This window comes from Acetobacter sp. UBA5411, assembly GCF_002409645.1.
Taxonomy (GTDB): domain Bacteria; phylum Pseudomonadota; class Alphaproteobacteria; order Acetobacterales; family Acetobacteraceae; genus Acetobacter.
Genome location: NZ_DHNR01000024.1, coordinates 14499 through 31192, shown reverse-complemented (window position 1 = coordinate 31192; position 16694 = coordinate 14499). Strand labels below are relative to the sequence as shown.

At 63.5% G+C, this 16694-nt stretch carries 19 protein-coding genes; 18 read left to right on the top strand and 1 reads right to left on the bottom strand.

Translation table 11 applies throughout. The annotated features are described in order from the left end of the window. The first annotated feature begins 297 nt into the window (after positions 1 to 297). The 18 genes from B3759_RS07560 to B3759_RS07475 all read left to right on the top strand — a co-directional run bounded on the left by B3759_RS07560 (position 298) and on the right by B3759_RS07475 (position 16178). Positions 298 to 5424: a DEAD/DEAH box helicase family protein gene (locus tag B3759_RS07560; protein ID WP_291365189.1), complete on the top strand. Its 5127-nt coding sequence runs from the start codon at positions 298 to 300 to the stop codon at positions 5422 to 5424. Positions 5425 to 5586: 162 nt separating this feature from the next. After that, positions 5587 to 5766 (top strand): hypothetical protein, encoded by a 180-nt coding sequence (locus B3759_RS07555; RefSeq protein ID WP_217411710.1) that lies wholly within the window; start codon positions 5587 to 5589, stop codon positions 5764 to 5766. Further along, on the top strand, positions 5759 to 6283 hold the full coding sequence (locus B3759_RS07550; RefSeq protein WP_291365185.1) for a hypothetical protein: 525 nt from the start codon (positions 5759 to 5761) through the stop codon (positions 6281 to 6283). The genes B3759_RS07555 and B3759_RS07550 overlap by 8 nt, the downstream gene beginning before the upstream one ends. A 45-nt stretch (positions 6284 to 6328) precedes the next feature. Then, on the top strand, positions 6329 to 6994 hold the full coding sequence (locus B3759_RS07545; RefSeq protein ID WP_291365183.1) for a hypothetical protein: 666 nt from the start codon (positions 6329 to 6331) through the stop codon (positions 6992 to 6994). A 207-nt stretch (positions 6995 to 7201) separates the two neighbouring features. Further along, positions 7202 to 9133 carry a ParB/RepB/Spo0J family partition protein gene (locus B3759_RS07540; RefSeq protein WP_291365181.1) on the top strand — a complete coding sequence of 644 codons (1932 nt, stop codon included), beginning with the start codon at positions 7202 to 7204 and terminating at the stop codon, positions 9131 to 9133. Between the two features lie 87 nt (positions 9134 to 9220). Next, the gene (locus B3759_RS07535; protein ID WP_291365179.1) at positions 9221 to 9727 is read left to right on the top strand and encodes a DUF3085 domain-containing protein; all 507 of its coding nucleotides are present in this window, start codon (positions 9221 to 9223) and stop codon (positions 9725 to 9727) included. A 221-nt stretch (positions 9728 to 9948) separates the two neighbouring features. Continuing rightward, on the top strand, positions 9949 to 10647 hold the full coding sequence (locus B3759_RS07530; protein WP_291365177.1) for an LPD29 domain-containing protein: 699 nt from the start codon (positions 9949 to 9951) through the stop codon (positions 10645 to 10647). A 47-nt stretch (positions 10648 to 10694) separates the two neighbouring features. Further along, complete coding sequence (locus B3759_RS07525) at positions 10695 to 11096, top strand: DUF6876 family protein (RefSeq protein WP_291365175.1); 402 nt, start codon at positions 10695 to 10697, stop codon at positions 11094 to 11096. Between the two features lie 68 nt (positions 11097 to 11164). Further along, entirely contained in the window at positions 11165 to 11470 is a 306-nt protein-coding gene (locus B3759_RS07520; protein ID WP_291365174.1) for a hypothetical protein, read from the top strand. A 67-nt stretch (positions 11471 to 11537) separates the two neighbouring features. Then, complete coding sequence (locus B3759_RS07515; protein WP_291365173.1) at positions 11538 to 12146, top strand: hypothetical protein; 609 nt, start codon at positions 11538 to 11540, stop codon at positions 12144 to 12146. A 14-nt stretch (positions 12147 to 12160) separates the two neighbouring features. Continuing rightward, on the top strand, positions 12161 to 12499 hold the full coding sequence (locus tag B3759_RS07510; protein WP_291365171.1) for a hypothetical protein: 339 nt from the start codon (positions 12161 to 12163) through the stop codon (positions 12497 to 12499). Then, positions 12492 to 12914 carry a hypothetical protein gene (locus B3759_RS07505; protein WP_291365169.1) on the top strand — a complete coding sequence of 141 codons (423 nt, stop codon included), beginning with the start codon at positions 12492 to 12494 and terminating at the stop codon, positions 12912 to 12914. The genes B3759_RS07510 and B3759_RS07505 overlap by 8 nt, the downstream gene beginning before the upstream one ends. A gap of 155 nt (positions 12915 to 13069) precedes the next feature. Next, positions 13070 to 13438, top strand: a complete 369-nt coding sequence (locus B3759_RS07500; RefSeq protein ID WP_166318550.1) for a hypothetical protein — start codon at positions 13070 to 13072, stop codon at positions 13436 to 13438. Beyond that, a complete protein-coding gene (locus tag B3759_RS07495) occupies positions 13435 to 14409 on the top strand; it encodes a phosphoadenosine phosphosulfate reductase family protein (protein ID WP_291365166.1) in 975 nt (324 codons plus the stop codon). Before B3759_RS07500 ends, B3759_RS07495 begins: the two co-directional genes overlap by 4 nt. A 120-nt stretch (positions 14410 to 14529) precedes the next feature. Continuing rightward, positions 14530 to 14868, top strand: coding sequence for a hypothetical protein (locus B3759_RS07490; protein ID WP_291365164.1), 339 nt, complete (start codon positions 14530 to 14532; stop codon positions 14866 to 14868). Positions 14869 to 15066: 198 nt separating this feature from the next. Continuing rightward, positions 15067 to 15222, top strand: a complete 156-nt coding sequence (locus tag B3759_RS07485) for a hypothetical protein (RefSeq protein WP_166318541.1) — start codon at positions 15067 to 15069, stop codon at positions 15220 to 15222. 63 nt (positions 15223 to 15285) lie between these two features. Further along, on the top strand, positions 15286 to 15675 hold the full coding sequence (locus B3759_RS07480) for a hypothetical protein (protein WP_291365160.1): 390 nt from the start codon (positions 15286 to 15288) through the stop codon (positions 15673 to 15675). Beyond that, on the top strand, positions 15672 to 16178 hold the full coding sequence (locus B3759_RS07475; RefSeq protein ID WP_291365158.1) for a hypothetical protein: 507 nt from the start codon (positions 15672 to 15674) through the stop codon (positions 16176 to 16178). Before B3759_RS07480 ends, B3759_RS07475 begins: the two co-directional genes overlap by 4 nt. Here B3759_RS07475 and B3759_RS07470 read toward each other — a convergent pair. Continuing rightward, on the bottom strand, positions 16175 to 16681 hold the full coding sequence (locus B3759_RS07470) for a hypothetical protein (protein WP_291365156.1): 507 nt from the start codon (positions 16679 to 16681) through the stop codon (positions 16175 to 16177). The two genes, B3759_RS07475 and B3759_RS07470, sit on opposite strands and share 4 nt — an antisense overlap. Positions 16682 to 16694: the final 13 nt, after the last annotated feature.

Sequence of the window (16694 nt, the reverse complement as noted above, 5' to 3'; positions counted from 1 at the left end):
AGAAGGACAGAAGGACAGAAGGTGGCACCAGCCCGGCGCGTGCGGCGCAAGTGGTGGGTTCTCGCCAGGCTTGTCCGCTGCGCGGCCTGCACGTGGCTGCGATCCCGGCGCTGCGCGCCGCACCTGCGCCCCCCACTCCGGCCCGGTTGCCGCGAAGGCATCAGGGAGAAGAAATGAGGTGAGACCGAAAGGTCAGCCCCTTTTCCGCTCCTGACGGCCAATCCCGGTCATCCCCGAAATCTGGCACCCCGACCCTCGCGAGAGGCGTCGGGCGCTGCCGTTTGGACGGAGTGCGTCATGTCCGCGTCTTCCCAGCAGTTCAGCCTGTTCGACACCACCGCCCTCTCTGGCGACCTCGCCGCCCTGTGGTCACTCGACGACGATCAGCCCATCCCCGAGGTGGCCCCGGCGCCAGCCGAACCCCTGCGTATCCCCGCGCGCGATTTCCGCCTCGACGGCGTGCGTGGTCTGGCGCACGGCTGGAAGGCCCGCGCCGAGGCCAATGTCGCGGCGATCGCGCTTGTCGCCGCGCTCGAGCGCGAGGACCGCAACGCGACCCCGGCCGAGCAGGACGTGCTGGCCCGCTTTACCGGCTTTGGCGCGGGTGAGCTGGCCAACGGCCTGTTTCCGGCACCCGGAAAAGAGGTGCGCAAGGGCTGGGAGGATGTCGCCTCGGAACTCACGCGGCTGACCAGCGAGAGCGAGCGGGCCGGGCTGCAGCGCGCCACGCAATATGCCCACTACACGCCAGAGCTGATCGTGCATTCGCTGTGGGACATGGCCCAGCGCATGGGCTTTCGGGGCGGTTCCGTGCTCGAGCCCGGTTGCGGCACCGGCCTGTTTATCGCAGCACGCCCGGCAAAGCTCGAGGGAAAGATCGCCTTCACCGGGATCGAGAACGACCCGATCTCGGCGCGGATCGCCCGCAAACTCTATCCGAACCAGTGGATCCGTAGTGAGGACTTTACTCGCGCCCAGCTGATCCAGGGCTACGATCTCGCCATCGGCAACCCGCCTTTTTCCAACCGGTCGGTGCATGGCCGCGAAGGTCTGGAGAAGCTGGGACTGAGCCTGCACGACTTCTTCATCGCGCGCTCCATCGAGGCGCTGCGCCCGGGCGGGATCGCGCTGTTTGTGACATCCCGCTACACGCTGGACAAGACCGATCCCACGGCACGCCGGACCATTGCCGAGAGCGCCGATCTTCTGGGGGCGGTCAGGCTGCCCGAGGGCGCGATGCGCGACGACGCGGGAACGGACGTCGTGGTGGACGTGCTGGCCTTCCGCAAGCGCGAGATCGGCGAGGCTCCCGGCGACGAGACCTGGCTTGAAACGGGCGAGATAGCCGACAGCGATGAGGGCAATGGCCCGCTGATTGTCAATCGCTACCTTCTCGCAAATCCCGCGCAGATGCTCGGCACGCACGCCTGGACCACCACGCAGTTCGGTCCCGGATACACCTGTGCGCCCCGCAAGGATACCGGGCTCGACGTCCTGCTTCCGGAAGCCCTCAACCGCATCGCGCCCAACGTGCATTTCCTGCCGCCACGCGAGAGCCGGATCGTCCGGCCGGCAGGCGACGGCGTGCGGATCGGAACGGCGGCAACCGGCGCCGATCTCAAGGAAGGCAGCTACTTCGTCGAGAAGGGCACGCTGCACCAGATCATCGACGGGCAGGCCCAGAAGGTTGCGATCCGCAAGGCTGGTTCCACCGAGGGGATCTTCGCCAAGCACGGTCGCATCATCTCAGCGCTGGTGCCAGTGCGCGATAGCGCCCGTGCCGTCCTGCGCGCGCAGATGGCCAATCAGCCTTATGGCGAGCTGCAGCGTCAGCTCAAGACCGCCTATCTGTCCTTCGTGCGTGAGTTCGGTCCAATCAATCATACGCGGACCAGTGTGCGCGAGGATCCCGAGACTGGCGCGAAGCGTGAGACCCAGCGCCGCCCCAACATCCAGCCTTTCGTGGACGATCCGGATGTGTGGCTGGTCGCGTCGATCGAGGACTACGACGAGGCAACTGACACCGGGCGCATGGGGCCGATTTTCTCCGAGCGCGTCATTCACGCGCCGAGCGAGCCGGAGATCCACGGCGCGCACGACGCACTGGCGGTGTCGTTGCACGAGACCGGCCGCGTGGATCTTGCGCTGATCGCCGAGCTTCTGGGCCGCAGCGAGGCGGATGCGCTGACGGAGCTGGGCGATTGCGTCTATCTCGACGCTGAGAAAAGCGGGCAGGGCAGGGACGTCTGGGTGACGGCCGACGAGATGCTCTCGGGTGCAGTGCGAACCAAGCTGGTCCGCGCGCGTGAGGCGGCGCAGAGCGATCCGCGCTTCGCCCGCACGGTCACCGCCCTCGAGGGCGTGCAGCCGTCAGACCTGCGGCCCTCGGAAATCACCGCCCGTCTGGGCGCGCCGTGGCTGCCGGTCGCCGACATCGAAGCCTTCGTCTCCGAGGTGATCGGCGTGGAAACCACGATCCATCACACAGCGTCGGTAGCGTGCTGGAGCATCGACCGCGCACCGTTCTTTGGCAAGGCCGAGGCGACATCCGTCTGGGGAACGGAGCGGCGGAATGCGGCCGATCTGCTCGACGACGCGCTCACGCAGTCCATCCCCAAGATCTGGGATCACTTCAAGGATGAGAACGGGAACGACAGACGCACGCTGAACACGCAGGAGACAGAGGCCGCCAAGGAGAAGCTGGGAGCGATCAAGCGCGCCTTCGAGACGTGGGTGTGGCAGGACGCCGATCGCTCCGACCGCCTCGTGAAGCTCTACAACGAGACCTACAACAATCTCGTGCCCCGCGTCTTCGATGGCTCGCATCTCCGGCTGCCCGGCGCCAGCAGCGCAATCACCCTGCGCCCGCACCAGAAGCGCGTGATCTGGCGGATCATCGCCTCGGGGGGCACCTACATGGCGCACGCTGTGGGGGCGGGAAAGACCTTCTCGATGGCGGCGGCTGTGATGGAGCAGAAGCGCCTCGGGCTTATCAGCAAGGCGTGCATCGTCGTGCCCGGCCACTGCCTGGCGCAGATGGCGAAAGAGTTCCTGATGCTCTACCCGACAGCGCGCATTCTGGTCGCCGACGAGACGAACTTCGTCAAGGCGAAACGCCAGCGCTTTATCGCCCGTGCGGCCACGGAGAACTGGGACGCGATCATCATCACCCATGACGCTTTCAAGTTCATTCCCGTCGAAGCCGATTTCGAGCGCGGTATGATCGAGAGTCAGATCGCCTCCTACGAGACCCTGCTCACCGACATCGACAAGGACGATCGCATCTCGCGCAAGCGTATCGAGCGCATGAAAGAGGGGATGGAGGACAAGCTGGTAGGACTGGCCGCGCGCAAGGACGATCTGCTGCACATGGGCGAGATCGGTATCGACCAGATTCTCGTCGATGAGGCACAGCTTTTCCGCAAGCTGTCTTACGCCACCAATCAGGCGGACCTGCGCGGCGTCGATCCCAATGGTTCGCAGCGCGCGTGGGATCTGTTCGTGAAAATCCGTTATCTGGCAGCAAACGATCCAACGCGGCCGCTCATCATGGCGTCAGGTTCGCCGATCACCAACACGATCGCCGAATTGTGGAATGTCGGCCGCTACATGAACCTTGCTGCCCTGGAAGCGCGCGATCTGCACGAGTTCGATGCCTGGTCGGCCAGTTTCGGCGAGACCCGCACTGAACTGGAACTGCAGCCCAACGGGCAATACAAGCCGGTCACGCGCTTTACCGAGTTCGTCAACGTCGCCGACCTGATCGCGATGTATCGCGACTTCGCCGATGTGGTGCAGTCCGACGAACTGCGCAAATACGTCAAGCTGCCCGATGTCAGGGGCGGCAAACGCCAGATCGTGGTCGCAGACAATCACGTTGAATTCAAGGCTTTTCAGAAGACGCTGGCATGGCGGATGAAGGCGATTGAAGAGCGCACAGGTCGTCCGCAGAAGGGTGACGACATCATCCTGAGCGTGATGAACGATGCCCGCTTCGGCGCCATAGACCTGCGGTTTGTCGATCCGTTCGCGGCCAATGATAACCGCTCGAAGCTCAATGTCCTGATCCGCAAGGTATTCGCGATCTGGCAGGAGACCTCGGCCAACCGCTACACCAATCCCGACACCGATCGTCCCTACGACCTGCCGGGCGCAGTGCAGATGATCTTCTCCGATCTTGGAACGGAAGCCGCGCAAGGCAAGCGCGGCTTTTCGGCCTACGTCTGGATCCGTTCGGAACTGATCCGCATGGGCGTGCCGGCCGAGCAGATCGCCTTTATGCAGGATTACGACAAGGCGGCCGCGAAACTGCGGCTGTTCGGCGATCTCAACGCCGGACGCAAGCGGATCCTGATCGGCTCGACGGCCACGATGGGCACGGGCGTGAACGCCCAGCAGCGGCTGATCGCCCTGCATCATCTCGACGTGCCCTGGCTGGTGGCTGACATCATGCAGCGTGAGGGCCGCATCGAGCGACAGGGCAACCAGAACGCGGAAATCCAGATCTACGCCTACGCGCAGCAGGGCTCGGTGGACGCCACCAACTGGCAGCTGCTTGAACGGAAAATGCGCTTCATAGGTCTAGCCATGTCGGGAGACCGGTCGATCCGACGCATTGAGGACGTGGGCGGCGAGGGCAACGATTTCGCGATGGCCAAGGCGCTGGCGTCCGGCGACATGCGCCTGATCCAGAAAGCAGGGCTGGAAGCCGACATCGCCCGTCTCGAGCGCCTGCAGGCGGCGCATTACGACGACCAGTTCAACGTGCGGCGTCAGATCCAGCACGCGGAGCGCGACATCGCAACGGCAACGTCGATCATTCCGAAGCTGGAAGCGGCGATCGCCCAGCGCGTCTCCACGAAAGGCGAGGCGTTCGCGCTGCATCGTGACCGGGGCGTGGTGGAGAGCCGCGAGAAGGCCGGCGCGTGGATCCTCTCGCAGGCCCGTCTTGCCGAGCGCGAGAAGCAGGAAGGCCGCTGGGTGATGGGCCGCATCGCGGGCTTCGAGGTGGTGTGCGAGGCGCGCGAGAGCCAGTTCTTCTCCACGAACAAAGGGAAACCCGACGTGGAAGCCTATGTGTTTCTCGACACGCCCGCAGGCGATGTGGACATCGAGATCGACCGCGAGACGAAACCACTGGGTCTGATCTCGCGCATCGAGCACGCAGCGCTCCGCCTCGACGGCGATCTGGCGAACGCGCGCCGCAGCCTCGAAGAGGCCGAGCGTCGCCTGCCAGCCTATCGCGCGCGTCAGGGCCTGCCGTTCACAGAGGCGGGCGATCTCGAGGCGAAGCTGGCCGAGCTGGTGGCGCTGGATGCGGATCTCGAGGCCTCGGGCAAGGAGGAGGAAGCCGCGCTGAAAGAGGCGACCGCCAATGACGACAGTGCGGCTGAGACCACCGAGCCGGTCGAGGAGGTGGCCTGAGAAAAGCAGGAAGAAGAAGGGCAGGGAAGGGGAGGAAGGGTGCGCCACAGGCCGCCCGTCCGGGGCAAGGGTGCGCCCCGTTCCGGGGCCGCGCAGGCGCGCCCTTGCCCCGGCCAGCCGTCTGCGCCGTCGCGGAGAGCATAAGGAAAGGAGTAATCAGAAATGACTGCGCACCATCGAGACGACATTGTGATCTGGCCTGACGGCTTCCATGCGACAGTGGGAGAGGTGAGGTCTGGAGAGTTCGCGCATCGGTCGGATGATTTCGAGATTGTCCGGCTCGAGGATACCGATCGTCTGCGGGAGCTGGGTGTCATGGATGGGGAGTCTGAGGATGACTGATCCGATGACCGCAACCGCCCTCGAAGGCGTGCTCACGCGCGTGTTCGAGGGCACGTTCAGCCATTTTCCACCCGCCGTCCGCGAGGCGGCACGGGATGGGTATCTGGTGTCCGTTTCGGTCGCCCCTGGCGATCTCGTGGACAATGTGCGCGAGCGGCTTCTCGATGACGTCGTGCGCGCGATCAATGGCCCGGAACGGCCCACTGTTTGTGATCGCAACCGGGATGTTCGCCGTCGTTTCCGGGCGAGTGTGGAAAAGGCCGTGCCGGGATCGTGTGCCCGGGAGGTGGAACCACTCGCGCCCGCGCCTCCCATCGACGCCCAGCCATGGCAACTTGCGAACGACGCCGAGATATACGGGCAACATGCTGGCTGGTGGATCGTGGTGGACGGCACGCACGCGCACGAACTGTCCGAACCGGTGCCGACACACGCCCTGGCGCAGCACATCGCTGACGGGATCAACGCGGCCGATCCCACGGCCGAGTGGCACCGGCACTGGTTTGTGCTGCGCTAACCAGAACGCTGACATTTCCCCAATTTTACATCAGGAATACAGATCATGTCCCATCGTATCGCTTACGATGCCATCGCCGTACGCTTCCCCATCGAGACGTTGCGCGAGGCCTTTCCCCAGACCCGCCTGTTCGACGATCAGTTTCTGCTCTTCGAGCTGGGCGGCGACAACAATCTCACAGTCCAGCAGTATCGCGGCAACCGCCTCGTGGAAATACGAGTGCGCGACTGGAGCCTGATGGCGAGCGGCAAAAAATACCAGGTCATGACAACGGTTGTTGAAACCGCAGCGTGGTGCGAGGGCGGCGGTCTGCGGCTGTCGGGCAGTCGTGACACACAGGCCGAGACCTTTATTCGCCGTTACCGCAACATTGTGGACGCGGCCGTTGCGCCCGAAACGCTTGGACGTCTTCTTGGATGCTCCGTGACACTGAATGTTCCCGATCCACAGACTGTCGATAGCGAGTGGCGGCACAAGGAACTCAGCACATTGATCGCGTGTCTCGAAGAACGGCGACCCGAGCGGGTCGGCGACCGGCTCCAGTGGACGCTTTTCCCTCTGCGCGACATGCGCGACGCGGCCCTCCTGTTTTCCTGGCAGCATTTGGATGAACGGCGGATCTACAATCGTGCTCAGATAACAGGTCATGAATACGACGCGACACCGCTGGCGAAGCAGCTGAGCACAGGCACACTCGCACTGGCATTCTGAAAACGGACGTTGCCAGAAGAAAAAAGAAGACAGGGCAGGAGAAGAAGGCAAGGGACGCGCCACAGGCCGTCTGTCCGCCGCAAGGGTGCGCCCCGTTCCGGGGCCGCGCACGCGCGCCCTTGCCCCGGCCCACCGTCTGCGCCGTCGCGGAAAGCATGAGGCAGAGAAAAAAGACAGCCTCGCAACCCTGAAATCAAGGAGATGACCATGGCGGAACTTCGTCGCGTGGATCCGACAACGCTCGTTCCCAACCCCCACAATCCGCGTCGTAGCGCTACAGACGTGCGTGCGGATCATCAGATGGCCCTTAACACGAAGACTATTGGGCAGATCCAGCCGCCGTGTGTGCGTGAACTCGAAGACGGACGCCTGATGATTGTCGCCGGCCATCGGCGCGTGCGCGCCTGTATCGCAGCCAAGCTTCCGGAAATTGACGTCTACGTCCGAGATGGAGACGAAAAAACGCACGCCATGGCCGCTGTCGCAGAAAATATGGTGCGAGAGAGCATGTCGGAATCAGACCAGTGGAAAAGTGTTGTCGATCTGCGTGAGAAAGGTGCGAGTGACACGGAGATCTGCCGGGCCTTCATGATTACGCCGGGCTATCTGCGCGGGCTTTCCCTGCTTGCGCAGATGCACGCACCGATCATCGCGGCAATCGACGCCGGCATGGGGCCATCCTTTCAGGAACGCAACGCGATTGCCCGCACGCCGCTTGAGCGCCAGCGTGACGTCTGGGCCGAGGTGTGGGCGGAAAGCGGAGAGAGCGAGAGCGATCCGGCAGATTACCATCTGACGGCAGACGATTTTCAGTATTTTGAGTGGTCCGAATTTGTGCAGGCGCTCGATCGCACCGAGCTGTATGCCCGAGATTTCGCTTTTGACGAGGCCACCGCGAAAGAAGCGGGTGTCGTCTGGGAAGAGGATCTGTTCGGGCAGGGCGATCAGGATAATCGCTACTGCACCAGCTTTCCGGCCATGTTCAAGGCGCAGCAGCTGTGGGCAGAAAAGACGTTGCCTGAAGGTGGTCAGTTCGTCGGAGCAAACCACTATGGGGAAGCGATAACTCCGCACGAGTATCGGCAGGTGAACGATTGGGAGCACACCCAGGACGGCGATATACCGATTGTGTGGGTTCATGCAGGTACGCTCGAGATCAGGAGCGGCCACATGCGCGCTCGCCCGGTTCGTGCAGGAGAGGAGGGTGCGGCAGGTTCGCTGAATGTCACGACCGTTCCGGCCTCGACCGCGCCAAAGGAGCGGCCCGACATTTCGGGGACAGGCCTGAAGCTGATAGGCGAGATTCGCACGCAGGCGCTACGCGAGGCGCTCGCGGGCGCAAGTGAGGACGTGGATCCGTGGGATCTGGTGGGCGCGTTCCTGCTGGCGCTCAGCGCGAACAACGTGAAGGTCGATGGCGATCACACCTACGATCCCTATGGCGGCGTGTCCGCGCGCGAGCGGGCGGTCGGCCGCGTGTTTCCCGAGGGCGTGCTGGTGCGCGATCCGGCTACACTGCGTAAGGCCTCGCTCGAGGTGCTCGGCAGCTTCATGAACTGCGAGGTGAGCATGCACAGCGGCAGCGGTCTGCCGGCGCAGCTTCTCGGCGTGCTGTTCGGCGCGGACGCGCACATGCCGAACATGGCCTTTGAGGCGTTCCTCAAGACCTACAGCAAGTCGGGCATCACAAAGGCGGTGAAGGCCGAGGGGCTGGAAGAAAAGCCGACCGGCAAGGCCATGCGCGAGGCGCTGATGGGCCACGTCGGCGAAGGCCGCTGGGTGCCCGAGGCGGCGGGTTTCGGGGAAGGGATCGCCGCTTGGAAGGAAGAACTGGCGCGAAAGGCCAAAAGCGCGGCCGCGAGGGCGAGATTAAAAGCGAGAATTGAGGAGGATGATGAAGGGAACGAGGAACTAATCGAGGACGGGGATTTCGGCGAGGCTGACGTGGAGGACAGCGATGCGGATGGAATTGAAGATCTTACACCGGGTAAGGCTGCAGAGCCCACAGACGAGGCCGAAACGGATGAACAGGCTCCGATAACTCGCGTTTCCGACACCCATGCTGATCCACGCATTCCGACAGAGCTGACCGAGCTTGCCCGCGTCATGCCCGAGCACTTCGCTGTGATGACTGTATAGCTGACCAAGATTTGCAAGGGGCGATGCACATGCGTGTGTCGCCCTTTTTTTGTGTCCTCATCTGAGGCCACAGAAAGGAAATTTTTCATGAAACTGCATTTCGATCACGCGCTTGTGGCGCGTCTGCTGGCGCATGCCGAAGCGGCCACAGAGCATTCACCCACCTTTGAGCAGCTCTACGATCCGGCCTTTCTGAAAGCGGGTGTGACCACGCAAGATCCTGCCCCCAGCGATATCGACGGCACGAAAGTCCCAGCGGGTCTGATGCTGGTGGGCGATCAGGGGATCTATCTGATGTCAAATGGGTGTCCCGCCCTGCCCGATGAAAACGGCAAAGCGAACCTCGTGGCATACGCTGTCGAAGCCGATCCCGAGAAACATCCGGACGACTGGTATGAGGTCAAGGCGGCCGCCTTTGGCGGTGACGACGGCGCAGAGTTTCTCGGCGCCGATGCGATCCGCAAGGCTCTCGAGGCGACTGCGGGTGGTCGCTTCTGGATGAATGTCTCGCCGTCACGCATCAGCACGCCGTATCTGGCGCCGCGCCCCAAGCCAAAGCGCGCACGGCCCGGTGTCCGTAAGACGTCCGCCTGAAAACAGGTGACGAGAAAAGCAGAAAAGCAAAGGAAGGAGAAGAAGGAGGGAAGGGGGCGCCACAGTCCGGCGTCCTCCACAAACGGTGGGTTCTCGCCATGCTCGCCCGCTGCGCGGCCTGCGCGTGGCTCCGATCCCGGCGCTGCGCGCCGCGTCTGCTCCGGCCCCCGGCCCATGGCCTCTGGAGAGGTATCAGGAAAAGATGCTGGAAGGAGCACAGAATGTCGGTATCGGAAAACCCCGTGGTGGTGGGCACCATGGTCTCCACGATCCTCTACAATCGCGGACGCGGCTATGTGAAGGCCGTGCATGGGGAGGCTGGTCGTCAACCGGTTCGCGCGCTTTCACGAGGCGCGATCATGACGGGCGGCTCGGCCAGCTACGACATCGTGTTTCTCGGCGGAGAGCGCAGCCTGAGGCTTCCCGAGGCGATCCTGCGCGGCGTGCAGTGGACGGTGTATGCGCGCGAGGACGGGTTTGCCGATGCTGACGAACTGGCGCGTCTGGACGCGCTGGCGGAAGCCCGTGAAGCGGAAAAACGCCGCAAACAAGCCGAAGACAAAGCCGCGTTCGACGCCGAGGTAGCGCGCCTGCAGACCGATCCGGAACTCGCCCGTCTCAAGCAGGGCGACGAGGGGAGCGGCACGCTCGCTGCGGCCAATCTGCGCGTGCTGTTGAAGAAGCACTGGCCAAAGACCCGTTTCCGGGTCCGCAAGCGCCACTACGGCAGTCTGACCGTGTGCTGGGAGTGCGGGCCTGCCGAAGCGGACGTCAAAGAGATCACCGACCGCTTCAGAGGCTCGGGATACGATCTCATGAACGACTGCAGCACCGTCGTCGCCACGCCGTGGAACACGGTGTTCGGGCACGCCGACTACATCAGCCTCTACCACGATCCCAACGCGCCGGTCGCAGACTGATCGCGTTCGTCAATTCTTAAAACCTGTTTCTCATACGGAGAGTTTCCATGTCTGAAACGCTGACCTCGACGCACGCCATCAACCGTAACGATCTGGCACAGTTCACGGGCACGACGCAGTATTACCGCTGGCTTGGCGGGCTTGTGCTGACGGATGGCGCCCATTTTCTCGCCAGCAACGGAGCGGCGTGGCTGCTGGACGTGCTTGCAAGCGTGCAGTCTCTGCCGTCCATGCGCGCCGAAGAGCGGCAGTTCTGGACGCTGAGCGTCGATCTGGAACAGCATCGCGGCGTGATCGTCTGCACCGACGGCGGCAAAGGACTGCAACGTGAGCAGGAGATTTACCGTCAGGACATCGAATACACCGATTTCCCGCTCACCGAGATCAAGCTGTTCGCCTTCAGGGAAGCGGGCCTTGGCCGCGTGGTGCTTCTGCCCAGCGAATACTGACAGCGCCCCCTTCTTTCGTCTGTCCCGGCCGCCCTTGAGGCGGCTTTTTCGTTTCTGGAGAGTCCATCATGTCCGACAGCCTTACCCGCGAACCGCCCGTCCTGCGCTGGGGCAGCGAGCACGAGCCTTTTCAGCGCGAAGGCCAGCCCGCGATCACGGAAATGTCTGCGTGTTCCACGACGGCGGAATACGCAGCCGGCCATCTGGGTTTCTACGGCTATCTGCGCGAGGCCAATCGCATCTGCATCCGCATCGCGGGTGTCGGCATCTTCGATCTTCCCGATCAGTGCTGGTGGGATTCCTACGAAGCTCAGGAGCCGCCCGGGGACGTGGTGCGTGCAGCGCTGGAGGAAGAGGGTTTCTCCGACTTCTGAAGCCCGCCTCGCCATCCTTCCTTTCACGCCGCCTTCGAGGCGGCTTTTTCATGTCTGGAGACCCGACATGCCGCGTTTCACATTGTCCGCCTTACCTGTCTATCGCCTCGTTGTGCCTCACGGCCAAATCCTCAAAAGCGCCGGTGACATAGAACTTGGTCAACCCGCCACAATATTCGCCGACGATGTGACCGAGTTTGCGGACAAGGTGCAGCAGTATGGCGAAACGGTTGCCCGTCATGCGCCCCAACGCTCGTTTGCGATATTCATCGGCTGTGAGAGGGGTGTTCGCAAACCATTAGGGTTCGAGATTGCTCGAAGGCATCGACAGCTCAATCTCGAACGCTGGACGCACGTCATCCATCCTGAGCCACGAGCGTATAACGGTGAGCCGGGTGTGCGGATGTGGGGCAGCGGCGAGACGCCGTTCCAGATCGACGGGCAGGCGCCCTTCTGGTGGCCAGAGCAGAGCGACGAGTTCGTAGAACCTGCGCAGAGTCATCTGGGTTTTTACGGATGGCTCCGTGCGGCCAATGCCGCCGTGCAACGCAAGACTCACGGCAAGCGGATGCTGCTCGACTTCGCAAAGGCCGAGGTTTTGCGCGTCGGGTATGAGGCGCACGAGCATCCTTACGATGTGGTGGAAGCCTTTGCGCTGCAGCCCGAGATTGCATGAGGGGAGTGGATGAAATGACTGACGCTCCCCCGATCATGCGCCGTAATATCGGACGTCACGTTGTCGAGACCTGCGCGCGACCCGATGGCACCGTGCTGCTTCGCACGCCCGAAATTTACCCGGTCAACGCACGTGACTGGCACGGCCCCTATCCCGACATGGATGCCGCACTCGCGGATTTTACCACGCGCACCGCCATTCCGAAGATCACCCGCAAGCGGCTGGCGTATCTTCGCCGCCACGGTCTTGCCGGTGACGTCTGTGGCAAGGAGATGATTAGCCATCTCGATCCATGGACGGGTGCCACGACCCTGAGCGAGTACGAACTGGTGAAGGAGCTGGAAGATGCCTGAGTTTCGTGTCCGGATCATTGAGCGTTCCGTTCAGGCCGACAGCGCCGCCTTTCTGATCGACGCGCCCTGCGCCGAGGACGCCGCGCGCATCGTTCTCGATGCGGCGTCTGACGATGTGGAGAGTTGCGGCATGCGGCCCGTGATCCTGCCCGATGGGCGAGCCGCCTATCTCGACTGCGACGATCTTGTTCACAACGAGATCGTCGCCCAGGTGGAACACCCCGACACCGACGAGGAGATCGCCACATTCGGCGCAAGCGCATGGTTCGAGCCCGGACCGGCCGAGACCGCCGCGTTGCTCGGGGTCATGGAGCGGGTTCTGGCGGATCCGACACAGATGGACGCGCACAGCGCCTGCCGCTGGCTTCTGCGGCGTCTGGAAGAGCGGGAGAGAGAGAAACAGGAAGAAGGATAAAGCAGGGAAGGGAGCGGCCAGAAGCGTCCGTCCGCGTCAAGCGGTGGCTCCGCACCGCGCTTGCGCGCGCTTTGCGGTGCCGGCGCAGGCGCCGCGCGTGACCCGGCCAGCCGCTCCCGGCCTGCGGGGAAGCATTCAGAGAGGAGAATGTTTCCATGGCATACGCGGCCTCATCCACACGTCCCCGTAGCGTTACCTTCCGCAAGCCCACACGCTGGATCTGCACATCCGAGCCGGTGCAGTGTCACCGCTGCGGGATGGAATGGGAGCATGGCGACCCGGCGCTGACACTGCCCTGCGCGGGCTGTGGCGCGGACGCGGGCGAGCCGTGCCAGCGCCGCTCGGGAGGCAATGAAACCGTGTGCATCAAACGGGATCGGGCCGCCGAGGCGGCCGGACTGCTGCGCCCGTGCGAGCGTCTGACATGGGACGGACGGCACACCAAGCCGCTGCGCCTGTCGGGCGTGCCTCTGCCGCACATGCTCCCGGTCCTGACCGGTGCGCCCGTGAGCCGGGTGCTGTGAGCGGCCCGGATCTGGCGAGCTATGACCACATCATCGTCGCCTGTTCCTTCGGCAAGGATTCCCTGGCCTGCACGCTGCATCTTCTCGAATGCGGCGTGCCGCCCGAGCGTATCGAGTGGTGGCACCATCTGGTCGATGACGAGGCCGACGTGTTCGACTGGCCGCACGTCACCGATTATGGCAGCCATCTCGCCGACGCACTGCGCGTAAAACTATATTTCTCGGCCCGTCAGGGCGGGATCGTGCGCGAGATGTTGCGCGAGGACGCGCCAACCGCGCCCGTCTGGTTCGACACGCCCAAGGGGCGCGTGACGATGGGCGGACACGGCCCGCGCAACACGCGCCGACGCTTTCCGCAGGTCTCGGCGAACCTGTCGGTGCGCTGGTGCTCGCCCTACGCCAAGATCATGGTTGCCGACACGGCGCTGCGCAATCAGGCGCGGTTTCACCACGCGCGCACATTGTTCGTGACCGGTGAGCGGGCCGCTGAATCCGCCAACCGCGCCCGCTATGCGGCCTTCGAACCGCACCGTTCGGATCTGCGGGACGGACGCGCGCGGCGTCATGTCGATCACTACCGGCCGGTGCATGGCTGGAGCGAGGTCGAGGTGTGGGAATGTCTGCACAGACACGGGGTGATCGCACCTCTGCCCTATCGGCTGGGTTTCGGGCGGCTGTCTTGCCTGACGTGCATTTTCATGTCGGCCAATCAGGCGGCGACGCTGCGCTACATGGATGGTCAACGCTTCGCCGGTTTGTGCGCGTGGGAGCGCGCGTTTGGCTGCACGATCCGCCGCGATCGCGATCTCTCGGCGCTTGCCGATACGGGCGAGGTGTTCGCCCCGGTGCTGGCAAGACCGGATCTGGTGCGTCGCGCGCTCTCGCGCCGCTGGCGCGGACGGGTGCTTTGCGCCCCCTCACACTGGCAGATGCCTGCGGGCGCGTTCGGCGAGAATGCCGGACCGGTGTGACAGTTTCTGACACACCTTGCATCGTCGCTGCCGATTTTTCGGAAAAACGCTGCACAGTCGCACGAACAGGGCGGAGTGTGTGGCGCTCATCTCTCACTACCACGCTCAAAGGAGCCTGTCATGTCCGATACCGCCACGGTCGTTTCTCTTCCGGTTGCCCGTCAGCCACGCAATGTGCGGCGCGTGCTCGATCTGAGCACCGCGCATCTGGATCGCGGCGACACGCTGGAGTTTGAGGAATACCTCGTCACCAAGGGCCAGAGCGGCTCCATGGCCTGCCTGTCCGGACCCTATGGCTGGCTCGTCTCGGTGCCCGACGAGCTGGAGAGCATCCATGACGACGCCTCGCCGGGGCTCTACGCCATCCTTGCCTACGCCAAGGAGGCCGGATGTGACTGGGTGCTGTTCGACCGCGACGGTGACATCGACGATCGGTTTCCGGTGCAGTGGCAGGACTGAGGGATAAGGAAAAGACTAAAAGGGAGGAGAAGGAAGACAAGCGGGAGAAGGCCGCACCAGGCCTTGCCGTCCAATGCAAAGCGTGGCTCCTCGCCGCGCTGCGCGCGCCTGCGGTGCCGACGCGATGCGTCGGCTTTGCATTGGCCGTCAACGCCCGGTTGCGCGGGAAGGGTCCAGAGAAAACAAAGGATCCACACCATGTCCAAGCGCAGCTTTCCGATCACACGCAACGATGCGCGAGAAATCATCTTCGGCGTCATGGGCTTCATGCTCTTCATGGGGTTGGTCACGGTCCTGATCGTGGGACCGGGCTTTTTTCTCCCCGACATCGACGACCTCATCAGCCTCCTCTGAGGCGTCACCGCTTGTCTGTTTTGGCCGCCCTTGAGGCGGTCTTTGTGTTTCAGGAGACTTCCGATGCTGCGTCAGTATCATACCTCGCCCTTTCAGGGCGGGCACAATCCGCTGCGTGTCGGCACCGTCGCGCTGGGTTCGATCTTTCGCTTTCCAGGCCCACGTTCCGGCCGTCCTTACCGGACGGTGCCGTGGATCGTGGAGGGGTTCTGCAATGGCACCCTGGCGGCCGCCGTACGTAATCCCGTCACGGGGTTCTGGGAGGATCGCTATATCAGCGGGCGCTCGCATCTCGCCCTGGTGCGATGCCTTGCCAACGATAAGCGCTCACGGATTTCGGTGCGGATGCTGGCGCAGATGGAAGATGAGGGGATGGGAGGCGGTCGCTATCCCGATCTGCCCGACGTGACGCGCTTTCATAACTGGTATCGCAACCGGAGCCGGGCAGCATGAGCGCGGCCCCGATCCTGTGCGAGCGCTTGCGCTCGCCGCCCCTCGTAGCGGACCAGTTCACGCCCACCAAATGGAGTAGCGCGGCTGACAAAGCCCGGATCGGCAATGCCATCCTGCGCTTTCTCGCCCAGGGCATGCCGGCCGAGAAGTTCAACAAGGCGCTGTATGGGCGCGTGTCCCAGATGTGGAGCCATATTGCTCATTTCAATTCTCTGGGCTTCAGATCGGCATGGTTTGCAAGCGCGAAGACCCGCCATGCGTTCCTTGAACGCATGATGGATTACCCGTTCTGGGGCGATCCGGCCTTCACGTGGTCGGACGTCGAGCGCGAAATCGGCCAGCGGGTGCGCGAGAATCTTCTGGTCGAAGCCTGGGCGAAGCAGGCGCGCGACGAGGAAGAAGCCCATGAATGCGCCATGCTTGAGGTGTTGATGAAAAAGCACGGTGTCGCCGCCGGTGTTCCAGTCGTCAATCGGCCTGCGATGCAGCTGGGGCTGTTTTAGGCGACGCTCAGCGCACCGTGCCCGCGCAGCGCCTCGCTGAGAAACGCAAGTGCAACACGCGGATATTTGCGGATCTCGATCACCGCGCCGTCCGGCACGGCCAGACGGTAGGCGCCGTGTTCGCGCGCGCAGCACGGGGCGCCTTCGAGAAACTTCACGCCCTTGCCGGTGCGGAGCGCCTGACGCGGGCCGAATACGCCCGCGATATGGCGACCGCCGAGAAAGATGTCGGCGTTGAACTGCCGCCAGACGGGCGCGCGTATATCGCGCTCCTCGACCTGGACATGGACGTTGCACTGATCGGCCCAGGCTTCCGGCGTGCCGTCCACGCCGTAGAGCGTGCGGCAGATCCCGCGGACGTTCTCTTCATGGTCGATAAGAAACGTCCAGCCGACAGCCTTGCCTTGCCAGCGGCCTTTGAAACGTCCGCACTGCGTGGCCAGCTCGGGATGGAAATCCGCAAGCAGACTCACGCGATCTTTCGAGACGGTGACGACAGCCATGTCCGTTTCTCCT